This is a genomic window from Dyella sp. (assembly GCF_051954575.1).
Lineage (GTDB): Bacteria > Pseudomonadota > Gammaproteobacteria > Xanthomonadales > Rhodanobacteraceae > Dyella_B.
On record NZ_JBQCHP010000179.1, the window covers coordinates 53,391 to 69,150 of the forward strand.

General features: G+C 63.4%; 12 protein-coding genes. 8 read left to right on the top strand and 4 right to left on the bottom strand.

What is annotated here, in order from left to right; all coding sequences use genetic code 11:
* Window positions 1-16: 16 nt before the first annotated feature.
* The 4 genes from ACTHNE_RS20805 to uvrA form a co-directional block, all read right to left on the bottom strand.
* Window positions 17-1,798, bottom strand: coding sequence for a YadA-like family protein (locus tag ACTHNE_RS20805; RefSeq protein WP_324947838.1), 1,782 nt, complete (start codon window positions 1,796-1,798; stop codon window positions 17-19).
* A 397-nt stretch (window positions 1,799-2,195) separates the two neighbouring features.
* On the bottom strand, window positions 2,196-2,618 hold the full coding sequence (gene yjdN / locus ACTHNE_RS20810; protein ID WP_324947836.1) for a VOC family metalloprotein YjdN: 423 nt from the start codon (window positions 2,616-2,618) through the stop codon (window positions 2,196-2,198).
* A 51-nt stretch (window positions 2,619-2,669) separates the two neighbouring features.
* Complete coding sequence (locus ACTHNE_RS20815) at window positions 2,670-3,089, bottom strand: acyl-CoA thioesterase (RefSeq protein ID WP_324947834.1); 420 nt, start codon at window positions 3,087-3,089, stop codon at window positions 2,670-2,672.
* Complete coding sequence (gene uvrA, locus ACTHNE_RS20820; RefSeq protein WP_440270213.1) at window positions 3,086-5,983, bottom strand: excinuclease ABC subunit UvrA; 2,898 nt, start codon at window positions 5,981-5,983, stop codon at window positions 3,086-3,088. Before uvrA ends, ACTHNE_RS20815 begins: the two co-directional genes overlap by 4 nt.
* A 240-nt stretch (window positions 5,984-6,223) precedes the next feature.
* On the opposite strand from uvrA, the gene ACTHNE_RS20825 reads away from it, so the two are divergent.
* The 8 genes from ACTHNE_RS20825 (at window position 6,224) to ACTHNE_RS20860 (ending at window position 15,541) form a co-directional block, all read left to right on the top strand.
* Window positions 6,224-6,697 (top strand): DUF2059 domain-containing protein, encoded by a 474-nt coding sequence (locus ACTHNE_RS20825; protein WP_324947830.1) that lies wholly within the window; start codon window positions 6,224-6,226, stop codon window positions 6,695-6,697.
* Between the two features lie 159 nt (window positions 6,698-6,856).
* Entirely contained in the window at window positions 6,857-7,171 is a 315-nt protein-coding gene (rplU, locus tag ACTHNE_RS20830; protein ID WP_324947827.1) for a 50S ribosomal protein L21, read from the top strand.
* Window positions 7,172-7,196: 25 nt separating this feature from the next.
* A complete protein-coding gene (rpmA, locus tag ACTHNE_RS20835; protein WP_324947825.1) occupies window positions 7,197-7,454 on the top strand; it encodes a 50S ribosomal protein L27 in 258 nt (85 codons plus the stop codon).
* Window positions 7,455-7,626: 172 nt separating this feature from the next.
* Window positions 7,627-8,697: an Obg family GTPase CgtA gene (gene cgtA / locus ACTHNE_RS20840; RefSeq protein ID WP_440270214.1), complete on the top strand. Its 1,071-nt coding sequence runs from the start codon at window positions 7,627-7,629 to the stop codon at window positions 8,695-8,697.
* Between the two features lie 178 nt (window positions 8,698-8,875).
* Window positions 8,876-10,342, top strand: coding sequence for a DUF3375 domain-containing protein (locus tag ACTHNE_RS20845; protein ID WP_324947821.1), 1,467 nt, complete (start codon window positions 8,876-8,878; stop codon window positions 10,340-10,342).
* Entirely contained in the window at window positions 10,329-11,003 is a 675-nt protein-coding gene (locus ACTHNE_RS20850) for a DUF4194 domain-containing protein (protein WP_324947819.1), read from the top strand. The genes ACTHNE_RS20845 and ACTHNE_RS20850 overlap by 14 nt, the downstream gene beginning before the upstream one ends.
* The gene (locus ACTHNE_RS20855; protein WP_440270215.1) at window positions 10,993-14,397 is read left to right on the top strand and encodes an ATP-binding protein; all 3,405 of its coding nucleotides are present in this window, start codon (window positions 10,993-10,995) and stop codon (window positions 14,395-14,397) included. Before ACTHNE_RS20850 ends, ACTHNE_RS20855 begins: the two co-directional genes overlap by 11 nt.
* Complete coding sequence (locus tag ACTHNE_RS20860) at window positions 14,384-15,541, top strand: Wadjet anti-phage system protein JetD domain-containing protein (protein ID WP_440270216.1); 1,158 nt, start codon at window positions 14,384-14,386, stop codon at window positions 15,539-15,541. The genes ACTHNE_RS20855 and ACTHNE_RS20860 overlap by 14 nt, the downstream gene beginning before the upstream one ends.
* Window positions 15,542-15,760 lie beyond the last annotated feature (219 nt).

Sequence of the window (15,760 nt, forward strand, 5' to 3'; positions counted from 1 at the left end):
GGGAGGGAGCGGTTCGCTACCACTGGAACGAAGCGCCCACGCCCACGGTGTTGCCGCTGCTGGACAGGCCCACACCCGCACGAACTTTCCAGTTCTGGTTGATGCGGGCTTCACCGCCCAGCGCTGCGGAGGTGTAACCCTTGTAGCTGCCCACGCCGGCGCCGATCGAGTAGGTCTTGCCGGCGTCGACACCTGGGATCATCGTCAACGCCGTAACCCCTGCAATGCCGGAATAAGCCGCGCGTGCGGTGTTGCTGAGCTGGCCCTGCAATCCATCGACCTGGCCCTGCAGGCCATCGATACGACGGTCGAGCTGATTGACCGCACCTTCGACGCCACGAACCTGCTGGCCACCCACGGTGTAAGTCGGCGTGCTGATCGTGCCGTCCGCGTTGAGCGTGGCGCCGCCACCCAGTGCGTCAGCAGCGCTCTGTGCCGTAGCGGCCAGCTGCGAACCGTTGACGGCATCCTTGCTGCCTGCGTTCACGGCACCGTCGCCGACGTTGGTGATCTTGTTGCCCTGGGCGTCGTAGTCCCACGAGCCGCCACCCGTATCACCACCACCACCATTGTTCTCGATGCTGGTGACGCGGTCGCCGATGTTGGTGACGGTCTGGTTCAAGTTGTCGACCTGGCCTTGCAGCGTACTGAGCTGACCGAAGTTCACGGCGTCATATTGGTTTTTGCCATCCGCGACGTTGGTCAGGATCACCGGCGCTGCCGCCGGGCCACCCAGCGTCACCGAACCGTAGTTGGCGGAGCCATCACTATTGAGGTCATACCTCACTGCCAGCGGATCGGTCGCCCCCGATGAGGCGGCGGCCTGAATGGCCTGCTCGACGGTGGAATAACGGTTGCCATCCACCAGGAACGAAGGCTGCGTGATGCTGCCATCCGACCCGATGCCGGCGCCGGCACCCAAGGCGTCGGTAACGCCTTTGAGCTGGCTCACGTTCACCGCATCCGTGAGCCGCGTACCCGCTGCGACATTGATGATCTGACGCTCCGCACCGATGGAGCCGATCGACAGCACGTTGGCGCGATCGGCGACGGAGCTGGCGCCCAACGCGATGCTGCCGTAGGCGCCCGCGGCAACTTTGGAACCGGCGCCCAAGGCGACGCCGCCGGTGGCATTCGTGGCCACGCTGGTATTGGCGCCCAGCGCCATGGCGTTGCTGACGTTTCGGGCCACGTTTGCGTTGGTGCCCATGGCCACGGAGTTGCTGGCGCCGCTGTTGACCTTGGCGCTGCTGCCCATTGCGATCGAGCCCTGGCCAACAGCCCAGGTGTTGTTGTTGCCAACAGCCAGTGCGTTATCCGCGTTCGCCACGACATGGGAACCCAGGGCAACGGCTTGCGTGCCGCCGGTATTGGCGTCGGAGCCTACCGCTACGGAATAGGGCTGATCGGCGCCCGTCGTGGCATTGCTGCCCAGCGCGACGGAGTTGTCGGATAGGGCCGCAGCACGCAGGCCCATCGCAACCGTGTTGCCACCGTTGGCGTTCGACATCACGCCTGTAGCCAGCGCGGTCGCATCCGGCACACTCGTGCTGTTGAGCGATGCATTGTTGACGCCCGTCACGCCATCGGCGGCAAACTGGTCTCCGGAAGCATCCATGGTGCCGATGGCGTTGCGTTGCGCCGAGCCCATCGCCAACAACGACGTGGTGGCGTGCGACAGTGCATCGCTTGCGTTGTTGCCGCCGGCGCTGCTGGTGTCGTGAGTCGCTGTGACGTTAGAGTTGTCTGCCGCCCGTATGTTTTTTGCATCGCTGCCGGTGGCCATCGCCGAGCCCATCAAGATGGCCTCCGCCAGGGCAACTGCGATCAGGTTACGGACGAAAGCGCTTTTCCTTGAGGTCGGATTAGTACGAGTTCCCGCGTGCATGGTGGCTCCTCATCAGATCGTTCGTGATGAGGAAATATTAGGAATTACGGGTACTTAGATCAGTCGGCCGTGGCCTATTTATATCGAACGAGTAGTAGGACTAGTCCGAGTTTGTCCTAGATCTCGTGAAAGGCTGCGCTGGCTGAGCAGTAGGGAGGGAGTTGTTCAGCGAAGGCCCCGGGAAGGCCGGGGCCTGGTGACTTTGAGAATCTTCAAGCCGCTGAGCCCGTTTTTCGCCAGGACGAAGCTTCAGGCTTTTTTTGTGGCTTGTTGCGTGAACAAGTACATGAGGTCTTACGCCGAGGCGTTATGCACCTTCATGCTGCACGTTGACCATCCACGGCACGCCGAACTTGTCCACCAGCATGCCGAAGCCGTCGGTCCAGAAGGTTTTCTGGAACGGCATGGTGACCTGGCCATCTTTGGCCAGCGCATTGAAATATTTTTCGCCGGAGGCAACGTCACTCGCGGAGACCGAGAGGCTGAAGCCGGAATGCTTCAGTTCGCCGTCGCCGGCCTGGCCGTCGGACATCAACAGGTGCGCGCTGCCAACCACCAGCGTGGCATGCATGATCTTGTCGGCCAGCTCGGGTGCGGTCTGGTAATCCTGGCTGGCGGGCGCATCCTTGAAGCGCACCTTCATCAGTTCCTGCGCGCCGAGCGCATCGCGGTAGAAGGCGATGGCTTCTTCACAGCGTCCGTCGAAAAACAGGTAAGGCTGGATTTCCATGTGCGTGACTCCTCGGGTTGGGGAAACTCTCGTTGGGGTTCGCACCCCAACCTACGATGCAGCGTCGCGCAGCGCCTGCGGCAATGGCACGGATTTGCCGCTCGCCGGATCCATCCACACCATCACCACGTTACCGTCGCAGTAAAGCTTGTTGTGGTCGGCGGCATCGATGATGCGATGCGCGACCGTCATCGAACTATTTCCCAGCCGCGCGCAATACAACTGAATGTGCACTTCGCCCGGCCATTCGATCGGCAGGCGATAGTTGAGCGTGCTGGCCGCCATCACTGGCATCGCATGGTCGTCCGACCACGAACCCGGCAAGCGTTGCAGCCATTGCACGCGCGCTTCTTCCAGGTAAGTGAGATAGGTCGAATTGTTGACGTGGTTGAACGCGTCCAGATCGCGCCAACGCACGCTGATGGCGGCGGTGTACAGCGGTGTGGGCGTCGCAGAGGAGTCGTTCGTCATGAAGCCACTTTGCGTTTGGGTTTGGCCTTGCCGTTGTCGCTTTCGAGCTTGAGGCGCGGCGCTTTCGCGGGCTTCAGATGCGTGGCGAGGAAGCGGCCGGTATGCGAGCCCACCGTCGCCGCAACGGTTTCCGGCGTACCGGTCACCAGGATGCGTCCGCCACCCGCGCCGCCTTCGGGGCCGAGATCGACGATCCAGTCGGCGGTCTTGATTACGTCGAGGTTGTGTTCGATCACCACCACCGTGTTGCCCTGGTCGACCAGCTGATGCAGCACGTCCAGCAGTTGCTCGATATCGTGGAAGTGCAGGCCGGTGGTGGGCTCATCAAGGATATACAGCGTGCGGCCGGTTTCGCGCTTGGACAATTCCTTCGACAGTTTCACGCGCTGCGCTTCGCCGCCGGACAGCGTGGTCGCGCTCTGGCCGAGCTTGATGTAGTCCAGGCCCACGGAGCGCAACGTATCGACTTTACGTGCGATCACCGGCACGTTCTCGAACAACCGGGCGGCGTCTTCCACCGTCATGTCGAGCACGTCGGCAATCGTGTGGCCCTTGTAGAGAATCTCCAGCGTCTCGCGGTTGTAGCGCTTGCCGTGGCAGACATCGCACGGTACGTACACGTCCGGCAGGAAATGCATTTCCACCTTGATCATGCCGTCGCCTTCGCAGGCCTCGCAGCGTCCGCCGCGCACGTTGAAGCTGAAGCGGCCGGGCGTGTAGCCGCGCGAACGCGCTTCGGGCACCTGCGCGAACAGTTCGCGCAATGGCGTGAACAGGCCGGTATAGGTGGCGGGATTCGAACGCGGCGTGCGGCCGATCGGCGACTGGTCGATATCGACGACCTTGTCGAACAGCTCCAGATTCTCCACCGTCTTGTACGGCGCGGGCTGGATGCTCGAACCGTTCAATTCGGCGGCGGCGAGTGCGAACAGTGTGTCGTTGATCAGCGTGGACTTGCCCGAGCCCGATACGCCGGTGATGCAGGTGAACAAACCGGCCGGAATCGACAGATCCACGTTCTTCAAATTGTTGCCGCTGGCGCCACGCAGATGCAGCCAGGAGTCCTTGTCCAACTGCTCGCGGCGTTCTTCCGGCACCTTGATGGCGCGCTTGCCGGACAAGTATTGGCCGGTGACCGAGCGCGGCGAGGCGAGGATGTCTTTCAGCGAACCTTGCGCGACCACTTCGCCACCATGCACGCCGGCGCCGGGGCCGATATCGAGCACATGGTCGGCGGCGCGGATCGCATCTTCGTCGTGTTCGACCACGATCACCGTATTGCCCAGGTCGCGCAGGCGCGTGAGCGTGCCGAGCAGGCGTTCGTTGTCGCGCTGGTGCAGGCCGATCGAAGGCTCATCCAGCACATACATCACGCCGACCAGGCCGGCACCGATCTGCGACGCCAGGCGAATGCGCTGCGCTTCGCCGCCGGACAGCGAGTCGGCCTGGCGATCGAGGGTGAGGTAGTTGAGGCCCACGTCGTTGAGGAAGCTCAGGCGCTCGCGGATTTCCTTGACGATCTTCACCGCGATCTCGCCGCGCCAGCCGGTGAGCTTCAGGGTTTCGAAGAACGCTAGGGAGTCGTCGATGGAGCGCGCAGTGAGCGAGGGCAGGGAATGATCGGCCACGAACACATTGCGCGCCGAACGGTTCAGGCGCTGGCCTTCGCATTCGCGGCAGGGCTGGTCGCTGATGTACTTGGCCAGTTCCTCGCGCACGGCGGGCGATTCGGTTTCCTTGTAGCGGCGCTCCAGGTTCGGCAGGATGCCTTCGAACGCGTGTTCGCGCGTGACCTTGCCGCCACGTTCGGTGAGGTACTTGAAGGTGATCTTTTCCTTGCCGCTGCCGAACAGCACGGCCTGCTGCACAGTCTTGGACAGCTTCTGCCACGGCGTATCCACATCGAAGCCGTAATGTTTGGCCAGCGACAGGATCAGTTGGAAATAGTGTGCATTGCGGCGATCCCAGCCACGGATCGCGCCATTGGCCAGCGACAGTTCCGGGTGATGCACCACGCGCTCGGGCGAGAATACCTGCGTGACGCCCAGGCCGTCGCAGCTCGGGCAGGCGCCCACCGGCGAGTTGAACGAGAACAGGCGCGGTTCCAGTTCCGGCAGCGAGTAGTCGCACACCGGGCAGGAATAGCGCGAGGAGAACAGCTGTTCGCTCGCTTTGGCATCGTCCATGTCGACCACGATGGCCAGGCCATCGCCCAGGCGCAGCGCGGTCTCGAACGATTCGGCCAGGCGCTGCTTGATGTCGTCGCGCGGGCGGAAGCGGTCGATCACCGCCTCGATGGTGTGCTTCTGGCGCAGGGTGAGCGGCGGCACGGCGTCCAGGTCATGCACCACGCCATCCACGCGGGCGCGCACGAAGCCCTGCGCGCGCAGTTGTTCGAACACCTGCACGTGCTCGCCCTTGCGCTCGCGGATCACCGGCGCCAGCAGCATGAAGCGTTTTTCCGGATTCAGCGCCAGGGTGCTGTCCACCATCTGGCTCACCGTCTGCGCCTCCAGCGCAATGCCGTGGTCCGGGCAGCGCGGCGTGCCTACGCGGGCGTAGAGCAGGCGCAGGTAGTCGTAGACCTCGGTGATGGTGCCCACGGTGGAGCGCGGGTTGTGCGAGGTGGATTTCTGCTCGATCGAGATGGCCGGCGACAGGCCCTCGATATGGTCCACGTCCGGCTTTTCCATCATCGACAGGAACTGCCGCGCATAGGCCGACAGCGATTCGACATAGCGCCGCTGGCCTTCGGCATAGATGGTGTCGAACGCCAGCGAGGACTTGCCCGAGCCGGACAGCCCGGTGATCACGATCAGTCGATCGCGGGGCAGGTCCAGGTCGACGTTCTTGAGGTTGTGCGTGCGCGCGCCGCGGATGCGTATGGTGTCCATCACGCCTGACTATTTGGGGGACCGCGCACTATAACAAGTGGCCCGGGGCAGACCGTATGACAGCGAGCCAACCCTGCTGACAGCGTGATGTCAGCAGTCCCTAGTCTGGGTTGGCGCAGCGTACCCCAGCGGGTTTCGTGGCGAGCGTTGAATTGTCCCGCCAGGCCGTCTAGGCAGCAGCCAGACAGGCGACTATGCTCGCCCGCTTACGTTCCCGGGCGCGCGACGCGGAGGCTGCATATGGCTGGAAAATGGGTGATGGGCTTGGGTGTATGCGCAGCGCTGGCGGCCGGCTCCGCCTGGGCCGCGGCGCCCTCCGAGGCGCAGGTGCGGGAGCTGATGCAGGTCATGAACGTGCCCGGCCAGTTCACCGTGATGAACAACCAGATGGCCACCATGATGAGCCAGCAGCTGCCCTGCGTCTCGGCCGACTACTGGAAGAACTACATCGACAAGAGCGGCCAGGAACAACTGCTTACGGCGATGATTCCGGCCTATCAGCACCATTTCACCGCCGACGAGGTGGAAGGCCTGATCAAGTTCTACAAATCCGCGCTGGGCCAGAAACTGGTCGCCCAGATGCCGGCCACCATGGCCGAGGCCGCCCAGAGCGGCCAGCAGTGGGGCCGCCAGCGCACCTCCGACATGTTCGCCGCGCTGCAGAAAGAGGGCAAACTGGACGGCCAGGGCCGCTGCCCCGGCACCAGCCCGTAGGTTGGGGTGCCAACCCCAACATCGGGATGCCCGACCCCGGAAGCCCGATAGCTGGTCAGTGATTGACCAGCGGCAGCCTCCGTCGCTAAAATCCGCAGTTCGCCGCGCCCGTATGGGCCGCGACGAACCCAAGAGAATAACGACAGAAGGGCCATTCCCATGAGTTATGCAGTCATCAAGACCGGCGGCAAGCAATACCGCGTCCAGCAGGGCGACGTCCTGCGCGTGGAACTCTTGAACGCCGAAGAAGGCGCCAGCGTGAATTTCGACCAGGTGCTGCTGGTCGGTTCCGGCGAAACCATCACCGTCGGCGCCCCGATCGTGTCCGGCGCCACCGTCACCGCCACCGTGCGCAAGCATGGCCGCGCCGACAAGGTCCGCATCATCAAGTTCCGCCGCCGCAAGCACCACAAGAAGCAGCAGGGACATCGTCAGCACTTTACCGAAGTCGAGATCACGGGCATCAACGCCTGATCCGCCAATTCTGGAGTAATCAGTCATGGCACATAAAAAAGGCGTAGGTTCATCCCGCAACGGTCGCGATTCGAACCCGAAATACCTCGGCGTGAAGATCTACGGTGGCCAGGCCATCGAAGCCGGCAACATCATCGTCCGCCAGCGTGGTACCAAGTTCCATGCCGGCACCGGCGTTGGCCTGGGCCGCGACCACACCCTGTTCGCTTTGGTGGACGGCGTGGTCGAGTTCAAGACCCGCGGCGCGGACAACCGCAAGTTCGTCAACGTGGTCAAGGCCTAATCAGGGCCTCATGTTGCAACGAAGGCCCCGCTCCGGCGGGGCTTTTGTTTTATAGGCGGGAATCGTCAATCATCAATCGCCGCTTCCCGTTCCCAGAAGTCGTCATTCCCGCTTTCGCGGGGATGGCGGCCCTGAGGGTACGATTTCCGATTAACGACTCCCGGTCCCACCCATGAAATTCGTCGACGAAGCGATCATCAAAGTCCACGCCGGAGACGGCGGCAACGGCTGCATCAGCTTCCGTCGCGAAAAATTCATCCCGTTCGGCGGCCCGGACGGCGGCGACGGCGGCACCGGCGGCTCGGTGTGGCTGGTGGCCGATGAAGGCCTGAACACCCTGATCGATTTCCGCCACCAGCGCAGCTTCAAGGCGCAGCGCGGCGAGAACGGCATGGGCAGCGATATGTATGGCAAGGGCGGCACGGACACCACCATCCGCGTGCCGGTCGGCACCGTCGTCACCAATGTCGACACGGACGAAATCATCGGAGACCTCACCACGCACGGCCAGCGCCTCTTGGTGGCGCAGGGCGGCAAGGGTGGTCTGGGCAATATCCACTTCAAGAGCTCGGTCAACCGCGCGCCACGCAAATCCACGCCCGGCACACTCGGCGAGGTGCGCGAGCTGAAGCTGGAGCTGAAGCTGCTGGCGGATGTGGGCCTGCTTGGTTTCCCCAACGCCGGCAAATCCACCTTCATCCGCGCTGTATCCGCTGCGACGCCGCGCGTGGCCGATTACCCCTTCACCACCTTGCATCCCAACCTGGGCGTGGTGAGCCTGGGTACCGACCAGAGCTTCGTGATCGCCGACATCCCCGGCCTGATCGAAGGCGCCGCGGAAGGCCACGGCCTGGGCATCCAGTTCCTGCGCCACGTGGCGCGCACGCGCCTGTTGCTGCACTTGGTGGATATCGCCCCGATCGACGGCAGCGACGTGGTGGAGCAGGTGCACGCGATCGAGCACGAACTGGAGAAGTTCGATCCCGAACTGCTGCAACGTCCACGCTGGCTGGTGCTCAACAAGGCCGACGTGCTGCCGCAGGACGAACGCCAGGCGGTGGCCGAGGACATCGTCAAGCGCCTCGGCTGGACGCAGCCGTGGTTCCTGGTCTCGGCCATCGCGCGCGAGAACACCATGAGCGTGTGCCAGCAGATCCAGCGATTCTTCGAAGCCCAGCACGAGGCGCGCGAAGGGCGCACCGACATGCTGCCGGGGGATGTGCGCCTGCGCGGGGAGCCGTGAGCTCTTCATCTCCCTTCCCCCTTCGGGGAGAGGGTTGGGGTGAGGAGCCAACCTCGCGATTAAGCTTATAAATACCGCTTGGAAAAAAGAGCAAAACGAAAGCGATGATGGAATTTTCGGCGAGTGTGACCCCTCACCCTAGCCCTTTCCCCGGAGGGGAGAGGGAAAAAAACGCAGCATGAAACTCCAAGCCCGCATCGCCACCTACCGCCGCCTGCGCGACGAACCGCTCTGGCGCCTGCTCGCCGCCGACCACGCCCCGGAAATCATCGGCCTGCTGCAAACTGTGCTGATGGACGGCGAGCGCACGCTCAGCGCCTCCATCCTGTTCGAGCGCCTGCAGCATCACCTGGACGCCATCAACGCCTCCGACCTGCCGCGCGAACTGCCGCGCACCGCGCAGGCCTACGTGGCCGACTGGCTGGCCAAAGGCTTCCTGGAACGCCGCCTGCCCGAAGGCGCCAGCGAAGAGGAATACGAACTTTCCGCGCAGACCGCGCAGGCGATCCGCTTCGTCAGCACGCTGGATGCGCCGCGCAGCGCGGCCACCGAAAGCCGCTTGGCGCTGGTAATCCAACAGCTGGTGCGCCTGGCCGAACAGACCGAGACCGATCCCACCGCGCGCCTGCAGGCGCTGTACGCCGAACGCGACCGGCTCGATGCGGAGATCGCGCGCGTCGGCACCGGCAAGGTGGCGACCCTGGATGGCAAGCGCGCACTGGAACGCGCGCGCGAAGTGATCCAGCTTGCCGATGAACTGGCGGAAGATTTCCGCCGCGTGCGCGACGATTTCGAGCGCCTCAATCGTGATTTCCGCGAACGCATCATCGATGACGAAGGCGAGCGCGGCGACGTGCTCGATCGTCTGTTCGAGGGCGTCGACGTGATCGCCGAAAGCGAAGCGGGCCGCAGCTTCAATGCCTTCTGGAACCTGCTCAACGACGTCGAGCAAAGCGCGCAACTGGATGCGGCGCTGGAAAGCGTGCTTGCGCGCAATTTCGCCAAGAAACTGCAGCGTCACGAGCGCCAGTTCCTGCGCGGCTTCACCGGCGTGATGCTGGAACGCGGCGGCCACGTGCACGACGTACTGCAGCACTTCGCACGCAGTTTGCGCGGTTTCGTGCAAAGTCGTGGCTATCTTGAACAGCGCCGCTTGAACCAACTGCTGAAACAGGCGCAGGCCGAAGCGCTGCAACTGCGCGATGCGGTCAACGTGCGCCAGCGCACCCCTTACACGCTCCAGCTCACCACCAGCCGCCTGCGCTCACTCTCACAATGGCGCCTGCACGATCCGCGCAACGCGCAGGTGGACGGCAGCATCGTGCGCAGCGAAGGCGCGGCCATTTCGCTGGACAGCGTGAGCGAACTGGTCGCGCAGTCGGAAATCGATTTCCGCAGCCTGCGTCGCGATCTGCACGACCTGCTCGCCGAATACGACCAGCTCTCCATCAGCCAGGTGTTGAACCAGCGCCCTGCCGAACAAGGCCTGGGCAGCGTCGTGGGCTATCTCTCGCTGGCCACGCGTCATGGCGTGATCGGCAAGGAACAGGAAGCGATCAGCTGGAAAGGCGGCGACGGCCAATGGCGCCACGCGCGCATTCCCTTGGTGTGGTTTTTGAAAGAGAAACGCCATGAATTTGCTTGAAGACGAAGCCTCGCCCATCGAGCCTGCACCCGCGCCCGTGCGCGACAAGGGCCTGTTCGATGGCGATACCGGCGCGCTGCCGTTGGACGCGCGGCGTGCGCTGTGCCAGTTGTTGAGCGGCCCCAGCGTGGATGCGAGCCGGCATAGCCAGTTGTGGCCGGCGGTGTTGCGCTATGAGGCGCAACTGCGCTCGCATCTCAACGATCTATTCCTGGAACTGGTACTCGATCGCGATGCCGGCGTGGCGTTTACGCGCCAGGCCGATACGGGCGAGCTGGAAACGCCGGTGCTGCTGCGCTCCTCGCCGCTCACTTTTATCGATTCGGTATTGCTGCTGCATCTGCGCCAGCAACTGGCCGAAGCGGACGCGCAGGGGCGTCGCGCCGTGGTGGAGGAAACCGTGCTGGTGGATGCCCTGTCGGTGTACGAAAAGAATCTCTCTACCGATCGCGCTGGCTTCAACAAGCGCGTGGCGGCCTCCATCACCAAGATGAAGGAGAACCACGTGCTGGAAAAACTGCGCGGCAGCGACGATCGCTACGAAGTGTCGCCTGCGCTGAAGCTGCTGTTCTCCGCCGAAGACGTGCAGAACCTTGCGCAGATCTATCGCCAATTGCGCGAAGCCGACGAAGCCATGGAGGCCACTGCGGATGAACGCTAAAACCAAGACGCCGCGCAAACAGGCCAAGCTCGAAGCTGCACCTTCGCTGTTCATGTCCGATCTGCCCGATCCGCGCGACGAACAGTTCCGCATGCGGCGTTTGCAAGTGCTCAACTGGGGCACTTTCAGCGGGCTGGTGGATATTCCCATCGCCGAGCGCGGTTTTCTGTTCGTGGGTCGTTCCGGCTCGGGCAAATCGACCTTGCTCGATGCGATGTCGGCCTTGTTGGTGCCGCCCAACCTGGTGGATTTCAATGCCGCCGCGCGCGAAGCCGAACGCAGCGGCCGCGATCGCAGCTTGGTGTCTTACGTGCGCGGTGCATGGGCCGACCAGCACGATGGCGAGTCGGGCGAAATCGCCACGCAATACCTGCGCAAAGGCAGCACCTGGTCGGCGCTGGCGCTGGAATACCGCAATGCGATGGGCCAATCGGTCAGCGTGATCCGCCTGTTCTGGGTGGCCGGCAACGGTTCCGCCGCGGCGGACGTGAAAAAGCACTACATGGTGTGCGAGCGCGCCTTCGACGTCGCCACCGAGATGCAAGGCTTCGACCTGGACCTGCGCAAGCTCAAGGCGCGGCTTGGCGAGGACGTGCATCACTTCGATACCTTCGCCGGCTACGCCGAACGCTTCCGCCGCCTGCTCGGCATCCAGAACGAGATGGCCTTGAAGCTGCTGCATAAAACGCAGTCGGCCAAGAACCTGGGCGATCTCAACGGCTTCCTGCGCGGCTTCATGCTGGACGAGCCGGAGACCTTCGGCGCCGCCAACCGGCTGGTGACGGATTTCGGTGAACTCGATGCTGCGCACAAGGCGGTGGTGATCGCGCGTGAGCAAGTGGAGACGCTGGTGCCCGCGCGTTCGGCACATGAAAATCTGCAGGCGCTGCGGCGCGAAACCAGCACCTTGCGCGAGTTGCATCTGTGCGTGGACACCTGGCGCGAACAGCGCCGGCTGGTGCTGCTGGACGAGGGCCTGGCCGAGCTCAATGTGCGCGACGTGGCGCTTGAAGGCGAAATCGCGCAACGCCGCCAGACGCTGGAAAACCACGACCGCCGTCTGGCCGACCTGGAGCAGCAGCGCCGCGAGCAGGGTGGCGATCTGATCGACCAGCTTGAACGCGAGCACGAGCAAGTCGCGCGCGAACGCGACGAACGTATGAAGCGCCGCGACAAGGCGGAAAAAGCCTGCAGTGCATTGGGTTGGACCTTGTCGCCGACTGCGCAAGGTTTCGCCGAGCTGATCGGCAGCGCGCGCGAACTGCTCGATGGTGCGCGCGATCGCGCGGCTGGTCTGGAAGAACGCATGGATGCGCTCAAGCGCGAACGCGATCAATGCAGCCAGCGCTTCGCCGCCGTGCGTGCCGAAATCGACGCGCTCAAGCGCAATCCGTCGAACATTCCCGCACCGATCCAGGCCATGCGTGCACGCTTGTGCAGCGAGCTTGGCTGGTCGGAAAACACCTTGCCGTTCGTTGGCGAGCTGTTGCAGGTGAAGGGCGAACACGCTGCGTGGCGCGGTGCGATCGAGCGCGTCTTGCACGGCTTCGCCTTGTCGCTACTGGTGGACGAGCGGCATTACGCCGAAGTTTCCAACTGGGTCAACAAGACCCATCTGGGCGGAAAACTGGTGTACTACCGCGTGGGTCGCGTGGATGCGCTCGGCCATCGCGCGCCGGAATCACGCTCGCTGATCCATCGCCTGGAGCTGCGCGACCACGCGCATCGCGACTGGCTGGCCAACGAGCTGGCGCGGCGCTTCGATTACAGCTGTGCCGATTCGCCCGCTGCCTTGCGCAACGCGGATCGCGCGATCACGCGCGAGGGTCTGGTCAAGCACGGCGGCGATCGTCATGAGAAAGACGATCGCCGCGCTGTCGACGATCGCCGCAACTGGGTGCTGGGTTTCGACAACCGCGACAAGCTGGCGCTGTTCGAGCGCGAAGGGCAGGAACTGGCGCAATCGATCGCGCAATCGGCCGGCCAGCTGGATGGGCTCAAAGCCGAACGCGATGCCGATGGCGATCGCCGTTTGTCCGCCTCGCAACTGGTGAACCTGGAGTGGGAGGAAATCGACGTCGCGCCGAAGCTGCGTCGCCTCGGTGACATCGAAAACCAGTTGCAGCAACTGCGCGCTGGCGATACCACGCTGCAGGAGATCATGCGCCAGCTGGATGCCGAGCGCGCGGTGCGCGAGCGCGTTGCGAAAAACTTCGATGATGCAAAAGCCGAACGGATTTCGCTGGAAAAGGAGCGCAACGGCTACGGCAAGCAGCGCGAATCCTGCCTGCCGCTTGCCCACGCCATGTCGCTTTCGCCGGCACAGAACGAAGCGCTGGCCGGTCGCTTGCCGCAGCATCCGCCGCTGGGGCTGGACCACCTCGATCGCCAGATCAACCAGGTCAAGGATGGCTTGAACGTCGCGCTCGCCGAACAGGCCCAGCACGACAATGCGCTGGTGCAGGCCATCGAGGAATGCTTCCGCAGTTTCTGCCGTCGATGGCCGCAGGAGAGCGCCGACTTCACGCCCAACATGGATTCGGTGGAAGGTTTTCTCTCGCGCCTGCGACGGTTGGAACTGGATGGCCTGCCGAAACACGAGGCGCGGTTCTTCGAACTGCTGCAAAGCCAGAGCAAGCAAAACCTGCTGGTGCTGCAAAAACACATGACCGAGGCGCGCAAATCGATCGGCCAACGCATGGACGAAGTGAACGAAAGCCTGGAGCGCGTGCCGTTCAATCGCGGCACCGTCTTGCAGATCGATCTCACCGACCGCAATCTGCCGGAAGTGCGCGAGTTCCAGCTGCAACTGCGCGAAGTGCTGTCGCATCACCAGACCGAAGACCGCGACCGCGCCGAAGCCCAGTTCGCCGTATTGCGCCAGCTGGTGGCGAAACTGGCGGCGGACGATCCCGAGCACAAGCGCTGGCGCGAACAGGTGCTGGACGTGCGCCAGCATGTCGAGTTCGTGGGCGTGGAAAAAGACGCCGGCACGCGCGAGACAGTGGAGGTCTATCGCAGCGGTGCCGGCAAATCCGGCGGCCAGCGCCAGAAACTCGCCACCACATGCCTTGCTGCCGCGCTGCGTTATCAGCTCGGCGGCGACGATGGCCATCTGCCGCGCTATGCGCCGGTGGTGCTCGACGAAGCCTTCGACAAAGCCGACAACGAATTCACCGCCCTGGCGATGAACATCTTTGAGAACTTCGGTTTCCAGATGGTGGTGGCCACGCCATTGAAATCGGTGATGACGCTGGAGCCGTTCATCGGCGGCGCCTGCTTCGTCGACATCACCGGCCGCCACGATTCGGGCGTGCTGCTGATCGAATACGATCAGGACAACAAGCGGCTGGCCTTGCCGGAAAAGGCGCGTCAGGTCGATGCGGACGCCTGAGGAACTGCGCAGGCGCTTGCAGTCGCGCTGGCAGAACCAGCGCCGCAACTGGTTGCTGGGACAAGGCGAGTGGCCGCTGTCGCTGAGCACGGAGCCGCCCACAGAAGCGAAGGTGCTGGCGGAGTGGGCGCGCTTCGATGAGTGGCTGGCGCAATGGCGTGTGATCGCGCAGCGTCATGCGGATGCGGTGCGCTATGAAGCGCGGGCTTGGTCGCGCGTGGGTGAACAGAATCTTCCGTGCGCATGGCGGTTCGCTTCGCCTGAAGCGGTGGCGCTCGAATTGGGATGTTCAACCGCCTGGTCGCGGGCGAAACAGCGCTTTGCTGTGTTGGCCGCGTGGAAGGACGATGCTGCGTGGCAGGTCGAACTGTCGCGTCACTTCGATCTGCTGGCCAATCTGGATGAAGATGAATTCCAACGGCTTTGCACGGTCGTCGATTGGCTCTGGCGGCATCCGGCGTCGGGTCTTTATCCACGTCAGCTGCCCATCGCCGGCATCGACACCAAATGGCTGGACTCGTACCGTGGCGTGACGGCGGGGTGGCTGGGTGTTCTGCATGCAAGTGAAGCGCGCGAGTTTTATGCGGCGACAGGCTTGCGCGCGGCGCCCGACCGTTTGCGCATGCGTCTGCTCGATCGCGAACTCTGCGACGCGATCGGCGGGCTGTCCGATATCGAAGCGCCAGCGGAAGAATTCATCGGCTTGAAGCTGCCCGCTCGGCAAGTGCTGATCGTGGAAAACCTGGTCACCGGGCTTGCCTGCGAAACCTTGCCCGGCACGGTGGTATTCATGCGCCGCGGTTATGCGGTGGAGGTGTTGGCGAAACTGCCTTGGCTCGCGCAGTTGCCTGTGTATTACTGGGGCGATATCGACACGCACGGGCTGGCCATTCTCAGTCGCTTGCGTGGTTATCTGCCGCGGACACAATCGTTGATGATGGACGAGGCGACCTTGCTTGCGTTCAAGGCCTTGTGGGGCAGGGAAGAGAAGCCCGCCGCACCAGAACTTGCACATCTCACGGAAGCGGAGCAGCAGCTATATCGCGCACTGCGCGAAGGTGAGTACAAGCAGGTGCGCTTGGAACAGGAGCGCATCGCCTGGAACGTCGCCTGGCCACACGTTACGAGCGCTATGTCCCCGTAGGTTGGGCTGTGCGCCGATCTTGTAGGCTGGGGTGCAAACCCCAGCGTCGTGACGTGTGGCAAGCGGGTGTTGGGGTTTGCACCCTGACGTATCCCCACGTTTTTGCTCGATGATTTCAATAAAATCAGCGAGCTATACACCTTGCACATGATCTTCCAGATTACTGGGCCGTCATTCCCGCGAAAGCGGAGGCGCTTTTCAACAGCGAATGCTGGTCAA

What these genes read in the sequence shown, in the direction of transcription:
- ACTHNE_RS20845 (WP_324947821.1), top strand. Translation starts at nt 8,876, where the DNA reads ATGAAACTCCAAGCCCGCATCGCCACCTACCGCCGCCTGCGCGACGAA.
- ACTHNE_RS20850 (WP_324947819.1), top strand. Translation starts at nt 10,329, where the DNA reads ATGAATTTGCTTGAAGACGAAGCCTCGCCCATCGAGCCTGCACCCGCG.
- ACTHNE_RS20825 (WP_324947830.1), top strand. Translation starts at nt 6,224, where the DNA reads ATGGCTGGAAAATGGGTGATGGGCTTGGGTGTATGCGCAGCGCTGGCG.
- ACTHNE_RS20860 (WP_440270216.1), top strand. Translation starts at nt 14,384, where the DNA reads ATGCGGACGCCTGAGGAACTGCGCAGGCGCTTGCAGTCGCGCTGGCAG.
- ACTHNE_RS20805 (WP_324947838.1), bottom strand. Translation starts at nt 1,798, where the DNA reads ATGGGCTCGGCGATGGCCACCGGCAGCGATGCAAAAAACATACGGGCG.
- yjdN (WP_324947836.1), bottom strand. Translation starts at nt 2,618, where the DNA reads ATGGAAATCCAGCCTTACCTGTTTTTCGACGGACGCTGTGAAGAAGCC.
- rplU (WP_324947827.1), top strand. Translation starts at nt 6,857, where the DNA reads ATGAGTTATGCAGTCATCAAGACCGGCGGCAAGCAATACCGCGTCCAG.
- uvrA (WP_440270213.1), bottom strand. Translation starts at nt 5,983, where the DNA reads ATGGACACCATACGCATCCGCGGCGCGCGCACGCACAACCTCAAGAAC.
- cgtA (WP_440270214.1), top strand. Translation starts at nt 7,627, where the DNA reads ATGAAATTCGTCGACGAAGCGATCATCAAAGTCCACGCCGGAGACGGC.
- rpmA (WP_324947825.1), top strand. Translation starts at nt 7,197, where the DNA reads ATGGCACATAAAAAAGGCGTAGGTTCATCCCGCAACGGTCGCGATTCG.
- ACTHNE_RS20855 (WP_440270215.1), top strand. Translation starts at nt 10,993, where the DNA reads ATGAACGCTAAAACCAAGACGCCGCGCAAACAGGCCAAGCTCGAAGCT.
- ACTHNE_RS20815 (WP_324947834.1), bottom strand. Translation starts at nt 3,089, where the DNA reads ATGACGAACGACTCCTCTGCGACGCCCACACCGCTGTACACCGCCGCC.